Annotated in this window: 13 protein-coding genes; 9 read left to right on the forward strand and 4 right to left on the reverse strand. The window is 71.0% G+C overall.

The features are described from left to right. Positions 1–112 precede the first annotated feature (112 nt). Entirely contained in the window at positions 113–1,138 is a 1,026-nt protein-coding gene (locus tag AB0I79_RS01830) for a 6-phosphofructokinase (protein WP_357865852.1), read from the forward strand. Positions 1,139–1,278: 140 nt separating this feature from the next. Here the strand turns inward: AB0I79_RS01830 and AB0I79_RS01835 are convergent, their stop codons facing one another. Both AB0I79_RS01835 and AB0I79_RS01840 read right to left on the reverse strand, forming a co-directional pair. Next, positions 1,279–2,094 (reverse strand): MHYT domain-containing protein, encoded by an 816-nt coding sequence (locus AB0I79_RS01835; protein ID WP_357865854.1) that lies wholly within the window; start codon positions 2,092–2,094, stop codon positions 1,279–1,281. Positions 2,095–2,155: 61 nt separating this feature from the next. Continuing rightward, complete coding sequence (locus tag AB0I79_RS01840; RefSeq protein ID WP_357865855.1) at positions 2,156–3,007, reverse strand: MHYT domain-containing protein; 852 nt, start codon at positions 3,005–3,007, stop codon at positions 2,156–2,158. 111 nt (positions 3,008–3,118) lie between these two features. Here AB0I79_RS01840 and AB0I79_RS01845 point away from each other — a divergent pair, with 111 nt between their 5' ends. From AB0I79_RS01845 to thiI, 3 genes are all read left to right on the forward strand, one after another. Continuing rightward, entirely contained in the window at positions 3,119–4,219 is a 1,101-nt protein-coding gene (locus AB0I79_RS01845) for a DUF5931 domain-containing protein (protein ID WP_357865857.1), read from the forward strand. Between the two features lie 20 nt (positions 4,220–4,239). Then, on the forward strand, positions 4,240–4,881 hold the full coding sequence (locus AB0I79_RS01850; RefSeq protein ID WP_357865859.1) for a response regulator transcription factor: 642 nt from the start codon (positions 4,240–4,242) through the stop codon (positions 4,879–4,881). A 68-nt stretch (positions 4,882–4,949) separates the two neighbouring features. Beyond that, positions 4,950–6,146 carry a tRNA uracil 4-sulfurtransferase ThiI gene (gene thiI / locus AB0I79_RS01855; protein WP_357865861.1) on the forward strand — a complete coding sequence of 399 codons (1,197 nt, stop codon included), beginning with the start codon at positions 4,950–4,952 and terminating at the stop codon, positions 6,144–6,146. Here thiI and AB0I79_RS01860 read toward each other — a convergent pair whose 3' ends face one another. Next, a complete protein-coding gene (locus AB0I79_RS01860; protein WP_357865863.1) occupies positions 6,147–6,434 on the reverse strand; it encodes a YiaA/YiaB family inner membrane protein in 288 nt (95 codons plus the stop codon). A gap of 110 nt (positions 6,435–6,544) precedes the next feature. Then, positions 6,545–7,567, reverse strand: a complete 1,023-nt coding sequence (aroF, locus tag AB0I79_RS01865; RefSeq protein WP_357865865.1) for a 3-deoxy-7-phosphoheptulonate synthase — start codon at positions 7,565–7,567, stop codon at positions 6,545–6,547. 283 nt (positions 7,568–7,850) lie between these two features. On the opposite strand from aroF, the gene AB0I79_RS01870 reads away from it, so the two are divergent. The 5 genes from AB0I79_RS01870 (at position 7,851) to AB0I79_RS01890 (ending at position 12,279) form a co-directional block, all read left to right on the forward strand. Further along, complete coding sequence (locus AB0I79_RS01870; RefSeq protein ID WP_357865866.1) at positions 7,851–8,447, forward strand: molybdopterin-dependent oxidoreductase; 597 nt, start codon at positions 7,851–7,853, stop codon at positions 8,445–8,447. Positions 8,448–8,501: 54 nt separating this feature from the next. Then, positions 8,502–9,662, forward strand: a complete 1,161-nt coding sequence (locus tag AB0I79_RS01875; protein ID WP_357865867.1) for a histidine kinase — start codon at positions 8,502–8,504, stop codon at positions 9,660–9,662. Positions 9,663–9,728: 66 nt separating this feature from the next. Beyond that, complete coding sequence (locus AB0I79_RS01880; protein WP_080047045.1) at positions 9,729–10,469, forward strand: LytTR family DNA-binding domain-containing protein; 741 nt, start codon at positions 9,729–9,731, stop codon at positions 10,467–10,469. Beyond that, positions 10,466–10,780: a hypothetical protein gene (locus AB0I79_RS01885; RefSeq protein ID WP_357865869.1), complete on the forward strand. Its 315-nt coding sequence runs from the start codon at positions 10,466–10,468 to the stop codon at positions 10,778–10,780. The genes AB0I79_RS01880 and AB0I79_RS01885 overlap by 4 nt, the downstream gene beginning before the upstream one ends. Next, positions 10,777–12,279: a cation acetate symporter gene (locus tag AB0I79_RS01890; protein WP_357865871.1), complete on the forward strand. Its 1,503-nt coding sequence runs from the start codon at positions 10,777–10,779 to the stop codon at positions 12,277–12,279. The genes AB0I79_RS01885 and AB0I79_RS01890 overlap by 4 nt, the downstream gene beginning before the upstream one ends. Positions 12,280–12,424 lie beyond the last annotated feature (145 nt).

Here is a 12,424-nt window from a genome sequence, read left to right on the forward strand (position 1 = left end):
GGTTTAGTTTTTCGGGCTGGCGTTTGGTCTAGACCACTGCGCGGGATGCCGGGCACAATGCGAGTCTGACATCAAGGTCTGGTTCGTGACCCCTATCTGGGAGGAACCCGCCATGCGTATTGGAGTGCTGACCGGAGGCGGCGACTGCCCCGGGCTCAACGCCGTGATCAGGGCAGTGGTGCGTAAGGGGGTGAGCGTCTACGGTCATGAGTTCGTCGGCTTCCGTGACGGCTGGCGCGGTCCCCTCGAAGGCGACACGATGCCACTGGACATCCAGGCCGTACGCGGCATCCTGCCGCGCGGCGGCACCATTCTGGGCTCCTCCAGGACGAACCCGATGAAGATCGAGAACGGGGTCGACCGGATCAAGGAGAACCTGGCCGCCACCGGCGTGGACGCTCTGATCGCCATCGGCGGGGAGGACACGCTGGGCGTCGCCAAGCAGCTCTACGACCGCGAGGTCAACGTCGTGGGCGTGCCCAAGACCATCGACAACGACCTGTCGGGCACCGACTACACCTTCGGCTTCGACACCGCGGTGAACATCGCGATGGAGGCCATCGACCGGCTGCACACCACCGCCGAGTCCCACCACCGGGCGCTGATCTGCGAGGTCATGGGCCGGCACGCGGGCTGGATCGCGCTGCACGCGGGCATGGCCGGCGGCGCGAACGTCATCCTCATCCCGGAGAAGCCGTTCGACATCGACCGGGTCTGCGAGTACGTCGAGTCCCGCTTCCGCACCCGCTACTCGCCGATCGTCGTGGTCGCCGAGGGCGCGCACCCCATCGAGGGACAGATGGAGCTGCAGGCGGGCACGCTCGACGCGTTCGGCCACGTCCGCCTGGGCGGCATCGGCGAGGTGCTGGCCAAGGAGATCGAGAAGCGTACCGGCAAGGAGGCCCGCACCACGGTGCTCGGCCACATCCAGCGCGGCGGCACCCCCACCGCATACGACCGGGTGCTGGCGACCAGGTTCGGGCTGCAGGCGATCGACGCGGCCCACGAGGGCGACTACGGCAAGATGGTCGCGCTGCGCGGCACCGACATCGTGCGCGTCGGCCTCGACGAGGCCACGGCCGAGCTGAAGACCGTGCCGGTGGAGCGCTACTCCGAGGCCGAGGTGTTCTTCGGATGACCGGCTGAAAGCGGCTTGCAAGCGGGCGGCCGTACCTTCGAGTCAGCGGGGTTACCGCTACAACCCCCTCGAGGTACGGCTTGCGCCGCAGAGAGTCGGCGGCCCACCTTGCGTCGCAAGCCGTACCCAGCACATATGGCTCAGCCGCGGGGCGTGCCGAAGAGATCGACCTCCGGCGCGCCCTCGTCGCGTCCGCGCAGCCGCTCCCTGTACTCTGCCTCGCTGCGCAGCTCCTTCTCCGAGGGCGACAGGATGACGGTGAGGAGCAGCCCCACCGTGATCACGCTGATGCCCACGATGAGCGGCAGCAGGAAGTCGATGGCCCGCGCGCCGGGCACCGCCGCCATCTCCAGATGCGACGAGACCGACATCGAGTACATGCCGGTGTAGTGCATGCCCGAGACCGCCACACCCATGACCAGCGCCGCCCCGCCGATCCTGAGCGCCCCGCTGACGCGCAGCGTGAACCAGAGCGCCACCGTGGCCGCCGCCACCGCGATCAGCACCGACAGCGAGACGACCACCGGGTCGTAGTCGACGTGGGCGGACATGTTCATGGCCGCCATGCCCAGGTAGTGCATGCCGGCCACGCCGAGCCCGGTCAGGACGCCGCCGCTGATCAGGAAGCCCAGCCGTTCGCCGCCGTGGGCGGCCAGGAACAGCCCCGTGCCCACGACGACGACGGCGAGCAAGGCGGACGCGGCGGTGATCGGCACGTCGTACCTGATCGCCAGGCCGTCCACGGAGAAGCCGAGCATGGCGATGAAGTGCATCGTCCAGATGCCGGTGCCGCCGATCGCGAAGGCCGCGCCGACGAGCCACCACTTGGACTCACGCCCGCCGATCAGCCTCGCACGCGAGGTGAGCAGCAGGCCGAGCATGGAGCCCACGCTGGACATGATGTACGCGAGCACGGGTGTCAAGAGCCCGTGGGAGAAATGATCGATCGGCGACATACCCCACCATCCCCTTACGCACCGATAAGGGAGTATGAGTGGGGATTCGTCGCCCGCGCAACTACCTTCGCCGAGCCTGCATCGGCTGCTGGCGCGGCATCGGCGTGGGGTAGGTGAGTTGTTGCTGATGAGCGGTGCGGCGGCGCAGTTCCAGCTTCGCGACGAGCTCCGCGTCCTCGTGCAGCTCCTCCTCCGAGGGCGACAGGATGACCATGAGGAGCATGGTCAGGGTGATGAGGCTGATCACGGTCATGAGGGGCACGAGGAAGTCGAGCGCTTCGGCGCCCGCCACGACACCGGGCTCGCCGTCGACCGAGACGTGCATGGCGTACATGCCGGTGTAGTGCATGCCCGCGACGGCCACGCCCATGACGAGGGCGGCGCCGGTGATCCAGATGGGCTTCTTGACGCGCAGCGTGAACCACAGGGCCACGGTCGCGGCGACCACGGCGATGCCCACGGAGGCGGCCACGGTGAGCCGGTCGTAGGAGACGTGGGCGGACATGTTCATCGCGTACATGCCGAGGTAGTGCATCGAGGCCACGCCGAGCCCCGTCAGCAGGCCGCCCCCCAGCAACGCGAGGATCCGGCCGCCGCCGTACGAGACCAGGAACAGGCCGGTGCCGACGACCACGATGGCCACCACCGCCGAGGCGACGGTGAGCAGCACGTCGTACTTGATCTGGGTGCCCTCCACCTCGAAGCCCATCATGGCGATGAAGTGCATGACCCAGATGCCCGTGCCGCCGATGGAGACGGCCGCTCCCAGCAGCCAGCGCACGCGGGCGCCGCCGCGGGAGGCGTGAGCCTGCGCGGTGAGCCGCAGTCCGAGCATCGAGCCGATGCAGGACATGACGTATGCGAGCAACGGCGTGATCAGTCCGTAGGTGAAATGATTCACAGCGGAGGTCATCTATCGGTTCCTTGCATTAGGGGTTCCCGGATTGTGCCATCCCGGATGTCCCTTTCGCATGGATACCCGAACTATCTGTCAACATCCGTGTCGGAAACATGAGAAAGGCTCATGGCTATCGAGGGGCCGTTCTGGCGGGCGATCGCGGTCTTCCGCGTCGCCTCGCTGGTGTACGCCGCCGTGCTGATGGCCCAGCACCGCGGCTACGAGCAGCCGCTGCTCGGCTGGCTGGTGATCGGCGTGATGGCGCTGTGGACCGCCGCGGCGACGTTCGCCTACGCGGCCGAGCCGCTGCGCCGGTGGCCGCTGCTGACCGCCGACCTGACGGTGACGACGGCGTGCCTGCTCACCACCCCGTACGTGCAGGGCGCCCAGCAGGTGACGATCGGCGCCATGCCCGTGCCCGCGACCTGGATCGCCGCACCCGTGCTCGCCTGGGCCGTGCACCACGGCAGGCGCGCGGGCACGATCGCGGCGTGCGTGGTCGCGGCCGGCGAGCTGTGGTCACGGTCGCGGGTCGACGAGGCGTCCGTCCTCATCAACGAGACGGTGCTCCTGCTCATGGCGGGCTGGCTGGTCGGCCACATGGTCCGGCTGGCCAAGCGGGCGGAGGAGCGCATGCAGCGGGCCGCCGAGATGGAGGCCACCCAGCGGGAGCGGGAGCGGCTGGCCCGCGACATCCACGACTCGGTCCTGCAGGTCCTCGCCCTGGTGCAGCGGCGCGGGCGGGAGCTCGGTGGCGAGGCGGCCGAGCTGGGCCGCCTGGCGGGGGAGCAGGAGGCCGCGCTGCGCGAGCTCGTCTCGGCCGGGCCGCCGCCTCCCCTGGGAACGATTGACCTGCGCTCGCTCCTGGCCCGGTACGGCTCGCCCGCGGTGACGGTCTCGACCCCGGCCACGCCGCTGCTCCTGCCCGCCGAGGCCGCCGCGTCCGTCTCGGCCGCCGTCGGCGCGGCCCTGGACAACGTCCGCGCGCATTGCGGTCACCAGGCGCGCGCCTGGGTGCTGGCCGAATTCCTGGACGGCGCGGTCACGGTCACTGTCAGGGACGAGGGGCCAGGCATCCCGGAGGGCCGGCTGGAGCAGGCCGCCGCGGACGGGCGCATGGGGGTGGCCAGGTCGATCCGGGGGCGGATGGCCGAACTGGGCGGGCGGGTCTCGATCGTGAGCGTCCCCGGGCAGGGCACCGAGGTGGAGATCACCCTTTCCGCCTGACCAACGCTTACAGTTGCGCCATGGTGCGGGTCATGGTGGTGGACGATCATCCCATGTGGCGCGACGGCGTCGCCAGGGATCTCGCGGAGGCCGGCTACGAGGTCGTGGCCGCCGTGGGGGAGGGGCGGCAGGCGGTCAGGGTGGCCGCCGCGGTGCTGCCCGAGGTCGTGGTGCTCGACCTGAGGCTGCCCGACCTGCCCGGCCCCGAGGTGGCGGCCCGCCTGGCGCAGGTGGACCCGGCCCCCAGGGTGCTGGTGCTGTCGGCGAGCGCCGAGCAGGACGACGTGCTGGAAGCGGTCAAGGCCGGCGCCTGCGGATATCTGGTGAAATCGGCCAGCCGGGAGGAGTTCCTCGACGCCGTGCGCCGCACCGCAGACGGCGACGCCGTGTTCACCCCGGGGCTGGCCGGGCTGGTGCTGGGGGAGTACCGGCGGCTGGCCGTCCAGCTCGAGCCCACCGAGGGGCCCCGGCTGACCGAGCGGGAGACCGAGGTGCTCAGGCTGGTGGCCAAGGGGCTGTCGTACAAGCAGATCGCCGAACGGCTCGTGCTGTCCCACCGCACCGTGCAGAACCACGTGCAGAACACCCTCGGCAAGCTTCACTTGCACAACCGGGTCGAGCTGGTGCGATATGCGATCGAGCGCGGGCTCGACGCGGACTAAACTCGGGTGGTCGCGGCGTTGGAAACGTCAACCGCTGCGCCCGTCCCCATCTTCCCGGAGGTTCCACCATGACGATGTCCGCCCTGGGCGAGCCGTGCGTTCTGCTCAAGCTGGGCGAGATCGTCCTCAAGGGCAAGAACCGCGAGCTGTTCGAACGCCGCCTCATCGCCAACATCCGCGATGCCCTGCAGACGGTCGGCGTCCAGGTCGACGTGCGCAAGCGGCACGGCGTGATCGCGATCTTCCTGCCCGAGGGCGCCACCGCCGAGCAGGCGGAGGCCGTGGCGCAGCGGGTCGCCGACGTGCCCGGGCTGGTCTGGATCCACCGCGCCTGGCGGGTCGCCAAGGACCCAGACGCCGTGCTCAAGGCGGGCCTCGAGCTGGTCGGCGAGAGCGAGGAGGCCAAGCGGGGCGCCCGCTTCGCGGTCCGCTCCCGCCGCCGTGACAAGCGCTTCCCGCTGCGCTCCAACGAGCTCGACCGGCTCGTGGGCGGCGCCATCAACGACGAGTACGGCCTGCCGGTCGACCTGAAGAACCCCGAGCTGACGGTCTTCATCGAGGTCGACAGGGACGAGGTGTTCGTCTTCACCGGCGGCATCCCCGGCCAGGGCGGCCTGCCCGTCGGCAGCAGCGGCCGGGCCCTGGTGCTCATGTCGGGCGGCATCGACTCGCCCGTGGCGGCGTACCGGATGATGCGGCGCGGCCTGCACGTCGACTTCCTGCACTTCTCCGGCATCCCGTTCACCACGTCCGAGTCGATCTACAAGGCGTACGCGCTGGTCAGGAAGCTCGACCGGTTCCAGGGCAAGTCCCGCCTGTGGGTGGTGCCGTTCGGCAAGGCGCAGCAGTCGATCCGCACCTCCGGGCAGGACCGGCTGGCGGTGATCGCGCAGCGGCGGCTGATGCTCAAGACGGCCGAGGAGGTCGCCCACCGCATCCACGCCGCCGCTCTGATCACCGGCGACGCGCTCGGGCAGGTCTCCTCGCAGACGCTGGCCAACATCACCGCCCAGGACAACGCGGTGGACCTGCCGATCCTGCGGCCGCTGGTCGGCTGGGACAAGACCGAGATCATGGCCGAGGCCCGGCGCATCGGCACGCTGGAGATCTCGGAGCTGCCCGACGAGGACTGCTGCTCGCTGCTGGCTCCCAAGCGCGCCGAGACGCGGGCCAAGATCGAGGACCTCAAGCTGATCGAGAAGCGGCTCGACGCCGAGGAGCTGTGCGTGCAGCTCGCCGACTCGATCCAGGAGTACACCCTGTAGCTAGGCGTCGACCTTGAACGGGTCGTGCTCGGCCAGGAGCTTGTCCAGCCTGGCCTGGTCGACGCGGTTGCTGACCTCCGAGAGCTCCTGCCGGTCCCGCACGACCTTGCACAGGGTGACCGTGGAGGTGACGACGTACAGGAGGCCGAGCCCGAGGAACGCCCTGATCCAGCCCTCGACGGGCAGGTAGACCAGGGCGATCACCACGGAGGTCAGCGAGACGGCGAACGACAGGAGCGCCTGGACGTAGAACGCGGTGGTCTGCGTGGGTTGAATGGGCTTCGTCATGTGGCCATGGTGCGGCGCGGGCGAAGCCCGGCACATGAGGGTTCGTACTCAAGTTACCCATGAGTACAACCGGCGAGTGGCTTGTGGCGGCCGGCCTCACCCGGGAAGGCTCAGGCGGTCGCGGCCGTCTTGCCGAGCAGCGGCGGGAAGTCGGTCATGACCTGGGCCAGCTCGCCCAGGTCGGCGTCCACCAGGGCCTGCGGCCCGTCGCAGAGCGCCTGCTCGGGCTGCGGGTGCACGTCGATGATGACGCCGTCGGCGCCGACCGCGATGGCCGCCCGGGTCAGCGGCAGCACCAGGTCGCGCCGCCCGCCCGAGTGCGACGGGTCGATGATCACCGGCAGGTGCGACAGCCGCTGCGCCACCGGCACGGCCGAGACGTCGAGCGTGTTGCGGGTGGCCGTCTCGTAGGTCCGCACCCCCCGCTCGCACAGCACGATGTCGAGGTTGCCGCGCTGGGCGATGTACTCGGCCGCCATCAGCCACTCCTCGATCGTGGCGGTCATGCCGCGCTTGAGCATCACCGGCCTGCCGGCCGCGCCGACCTCCTGCAGCAGCGCGAAGTTCTGCATGTTGCGGGTGCCGACCTGCAGCATGTCGGCGTAGGAGGCGACCATCTCCACGTCCCGCGCGTCCACGACCTCCGTCACGATCGGCAGGCCCGTCTCCTCGCGCACGTCCGCCAGGATGCGCAGCCCCTTCTCGCCCAGCCCCTGGAAGGCGTACGGGGACGTACGCGGCTTGAAGGCGCCGCCGCGCAGCAGCGCCGCCCCGGCCGCCTGCGCCATCCTGGCCGCGGCGAGCGTCTGCTCGGGCGTCTCCACCGCGCACGGCCCCGCGATCAGCGTCACGGTGTCGGGGCCGATCGGCACGCCGCCCACATGGACCGTGGAACGTTCCGGATGGTTCTCCCTGCTGACCAGCTTGTACGGCGTGGACACGCGCATGACGTCGCGCACCCCCGCCATGCCCCGCAGGCTCGCCGCGTCGAGCTGCGTCACGTCGCCGACCAGGCCGACGATCGTGCGCCGCACCCCCTTGCTGACGAACGCCTCCACCCCGGCCGCCTCGACGACGGACACGATCGCCTCGATGTCGGCGGCGGTGGCCTCGGGCCCCATCACGATCACCATCTGCTTGCTCCTTCTGGAGGGAAACTCCGCCGGCGGGAAACTCCTGCCGGGGAACTTCTGCCGGAAAAACAAGAAGGCCCCGGGTCCGATCGGACCCGGGGCCTTCGTTCGCCTGTCTGCTAGCGCAGCACCAGATGGCGAACGGACTCGGGTCCGCCGCCATAGGAAAACAGGAACGCTGCGTGCATAGTGCGCAAGCCTACCGCACCGCACCCGCTCGCGAACCACTCACGGCCCGATGGCAGGATGGCCCAAGACCGCGAGACCGGTGAGGGGAGTGATCGTGGAGGAGTCGCGCCTGCCTCCAGGCCAGTACGTCCCGCGCGGCCGGCCCGTGATCCACTACGGCAGGGTGCCCGCGTTCAAGCCGGAGAGCTGGGACTTCCGGGTGTTCGGGGCCACCGCCTCGGGCGAGGAGCACCGCTTCGACTGGGGCGAGTTCGAGCGGTTGCCGCGCACCACGCACATCGACGACTTCCACTGCGTCACCAAGTTCTCCCTGATGGCCAACGAGTGGCGCGGCGTCACCCCTGCCACGATCATCGAGGCCGCCCCGCCCGATCCCGGCGTGCGCCACGTGATGATCTGGGCCGAGTACGGCTACAGCGCCAACCTGCGGATGTCCGACTTCACCGCGCCCGGCACGCTGTTCGCCATGGAGCTGGACGAGAAGCCGCTCAGCCCCGAGCGCGGCTTCCCGCTGCGCATCGTGGTGCCCCACCTGTACGCGTGGAAGAGCGTCAAATGGGTGCGCGGCATCGAATACCTCCTGGAGGACCGCAGGGGCTTCTGGGAGGAGCGCGGCTACCACAACGTGGCCGACCCCTGGCGCGAGCAGCGCTACTCCTACCAGGAAGAACCCGGAGAGGGCCCACCCTGACGCAACTCCCGGTTTTCCCCCGGGCACGCTCCGTTATTGGTTACGGTTTCCAGCATGCTGACCACCGTGTGCGTGGCGCTGTGCTCTCTGACCTTCCTCCTGGGCTACGGGCTCGCCCGCGCGCCGTGGCGCGGCCGGGCGGTGCCGGCAGAGGCCCACAGGGCGGACGACGCGACGTACACCACGCTGCACATCGCCGCGATGGCGGCCCCGGCGCTGCGCTCGGGGCTCGACCGCGACTCCGCCCGCAAGGCCGTGCGGCACCTGCGCACCCTGCTCGGCACCTCCGCCGTCGCGATCACCTCGACGGAGGCCGCGCTGGCGTGGGACGGGCCGTGCACCGACGACGTGCTCACCTACGCCCGCGCCACGCTGGCCGCCGGGCGGGCCCAGGTCTTCCCCGGGCAGCCGCAGGGGCCGGACCTGGGTGCCGTGGCGGTGCCGCTGACGGTGGACGGCACCGTGGTGGGCGTGCTGGCGGCCTTCGACGGCGAGGTGAGCGCCGCGCTCGTGCGTACCGTGACCGAGGTCGGCCGCTGGGTCTCCGGCCAGCTCGAGCTGGCCGAGCTCGACGCCTCCAGGCGGCGCGCGCTGGAGGCGGAGATGCGCGCCCTGCGCGCGCAGATCTCGCCGCACTTCGTCTACAACGCGCTCACGACGATCGCCTCGTTCGTCCGCACCAACCCCAAGCGCGCCCGCGAGCTGCTGCTCGACTTCGCCGACTTCTCCCGGTACGCGCTGCGCAGGGCGCACGACTTCACCACCCTGGCCGACGAGCTGACCTGCGTGGACCGCTACCTGCTGCTGGAACGTGCCCGCTTCGGCGACAAGCTGCGCTTCAGCATGCAGGTGGCCCCGGAGGTGCTGCCGGTGCCGGTGCCGTTCCTGTGCCTGCAGCCGCTGGTCGAGAACGCCATCAAGCACGGCATGGCCGGGCGCGGCGGCCCCGGCGAGGTGCGGGTCGTGGTGCGCGACGCGGGCCCCGAGGCGCACATCACGGTCGAGGACGACGGCGCCGGCATGGACCCCGAGTGCGCGCGGCGCATGCTGGACGAGGACCCGGCGCGCGAGGGCAGCGGCATCGGCCTGGCCAACGTGGACCTGCGCATGCGCCAGATCTACGGCGACGGCTACGGCCTCGTCGTGGAGACGGCGCTGGGCGCCGGCACCAAGGTCCGGCTGCGCGTACCCAAGGCACAACTTAGCTCTTTGTAGTCAATTCCTTACCCTGTGCTAGCGTGGCGCTGGTAACCTCTGCTTTCATACGACAGCGTGGTGGACATGCTGAGAGTTCTGGCCGTTGACGACGAAGTGCCTGCTCTGGAAGAGCTCGCCTACCTGTTGCGCCAGGACGACCGAATCGAACACGTCACGACCGCGGCCGACGGCGTCACGGCGCTGCAGGACATGGTCCAGATGATCGGCGGCGGGGAACGGCTCGACGGGGTGTTCCTCGACATCCGGATGCCCGGCCTCGACGGGCTCGACCTGGCCAGGCTGGTCGGCGGCTTCCCCAGCCCGCCCAGGCTGGTGTTCGTCACGGCGCACGAGGAGTGCGCGGTGCAGGCGTTCGAGCTGGAGGCGGTCGACTACCTGCTCAAACCCGTCAGGGCCGAGCGCCTGTCCGAGGCGGTGCGCAGGCTGGAGGCCGCCACCAGCCCGGTCCCCGAGCCGGGCCAGGACGACGTGATCCCGGTCGAGCTGGGCGGGCGCACCAGGTTCGTGCCGCAGCAGGCCGTCTGGTTCGCCGAGGCCAAGGGCGACTACGTGCGCCTGCACACGGTCGACGGCAGCTACCTGGTGCGCATGTCGCTGGCCGCGCTGGAGCGGCGCTGGTCGGATGCCGGGTTCATCCGCATCCACCGCAGCACGCTCGTCTCCGGCCGGCACGTCAGCGAGCTCAGGTTCGAGGGAGGGCGGGTGACGCTGACCGTAGGCACCGAGACGCTGCAGGTCAGCAGGAGGCACAGCCGTCAGGTGCGCGAGCAGCTCGTGCGCCAGCACAGGGGAGTGATCTCGTGACGGGCGGGCGCCGCGTCGTCGTGTCGCGGCGGCCTCCCGTACTCGCCGGCCGCGGCACGCCGTGCCCGCCCGGCGACCTGCCCGGTGGCCCGCCCGGCGGCCCGCCCGGCGTGCCCGCCATCGTCGGCCTGCAGTTACGGCAGGCGCTGCGCACCGTGGGCGCCGTGGCCGGGCTGCTGGTGGGCGTGCCGGTCCTCGCCGCGCGGGTGCCCGGGCTCTGGGCCTGGGTGGCGCTGTCGGTGGCGGTCCAGTGCGCCTGGGTGGGCCTGTCCCTGCTGCAGCTCAGGCGGGCGGAGCGGCTGGAGAGATGACCGTCGCGGTGCTGACCGGGATCGCCTACGTGCTGGTTCTGGGCGTCATGGTGGGCGCCGCGCGACCGCGCCGCTCCAGCGGCGCCTGCGACTTCTACGTGGCGGCCAGGGCGGTTCCCCCCTGGTGGAACGGCGCCGCGATCAGTTCCGAGTTCACCTCGGCCGCCGCCTGCCTGGGCACGGCCGGGCTCATCGCCACGCACGGCTCGCCGATGTTGTGGTACCCGGCGGGGGCCGCCGCCGGGTTCGTCGTCATCCTGGCCCTGGTGGTCGCGCCGCTGCGGCGGTCGGGGACGTACACGCTGCCCGACTTCGCCGAATGGCGGCTGCGCTCGGCGCCGCTGCGCCGATTCGCCACCTGTCTGGTGCTCGCCGTCGGGCTGGCGTTCCTGGTCGCCCAGCTCCACGCCGCCGGGGTGGTGGTGCGGCTGCTGACCGGGCTGCCGCCGTGGCTGGGCTGGGCGGCCGTCGCGGTGGCGGCGCTGACCATGGCGCTCGCCGGCGGGCTGGGCAGCGTGACGAGCGTGCAGGCCGCGCAGTTCTGGCTGAAGCTGGCGGTGTTCCTCGGGGTCGGGGCGGTGTGCTGGGGGATGGCCGGCACCTCGCTCGTCACTGGGCCCGTCACCTGGCTGGAGGGGGCCTACCGGGCCGGCGGCGGGGGGCTGGCGGGGGCCGGCGACCCGTCGCTGCCCGGGGTGCTGTCGGTGCTGGTGGCCTGCGCGCTGGGCACGATGGGGCTGCCGCACGTGATCGTGCGCGTCTACACCAGCAGGGACGGGCGCGGCGCCCGGCGCTCGATCGTGGCCACCCAGGTCATGCTGGCCCTGTTCGGCGTCGTGCCGCCGCTGTACGGGATCCTGGGGAGCGTTCACGTGCGGGGCGCCGCGGCGGACGAGATCGTGCTCCTGCTGCCCGCCAGGCTGCTCTCCGGGGCCGTGGGGGACGTGCTGACGGGACTGCTGGCGGCGGGGGCGTTCGCGGCCTTCCTGGCCACCTCCGGCGGCGTGCTGGTGGCCGTCGGGGGCGCGCTGTCGGCGTGCGTGCCGCGGCCGGGGATGCGGTCGTTCCGCGCGGCCGTGCTCGCCGTCATGCTGGCCGGGCTGGCCCTGACGGCGGTCACCGGCCCGGGCGTGTCCGTGGCGCTCGTGCTCCTGGGCCTCAGCCTCTCCGCGGCCACGTTCTGCCCGATGCTGGTGCTCGGCATCTGGTGGCGGCGGCTGACGGACGTGGGCGTCGCGGCCGGGTTCGCGGCCGGTGGGGGTGTGACGGCGGTGCTTGTGATCGCGGAGGAGGCAGGCGTGAAGACGGGCGCGCTGACTTCCTGCCCCGCACCGGTCGCGGTGCCGGTCTCCTTCGCCACCATGGTGGTGATATCCCTGGTCACACCGGGTCGAGTGCCGCGAGTGGTGGGCCGGATGATGACCAGGATGCATGTGCCCGAGCATCTTGCGGGCCCCCTGACCTACCGCTCGTCGCGTGGCGCCGACCGCTCGTCGTAACACCACTCTCCGTATATCGATGACTACGGACCGTTCGACGAGCTGTCCGTAAACAGGGTTTCGCCCACAAGATCGCAACCGTAGTGTTTCGGCATCGGAAGCCATCCCGGCGCATCGGGGGGACGGGCCGCGAGGCTCATCGAGA

Origin of the sequence: Nonomuraea sp. NPDC050202, from assembly GCF_040656115.1 — a bacterium.
Classification (GTDB): domain Bacteria; phylum Actinomycetota; class Actinomycetes; order Streptosporangiales; family Streptosporangiaceae; genus Nonomuraea.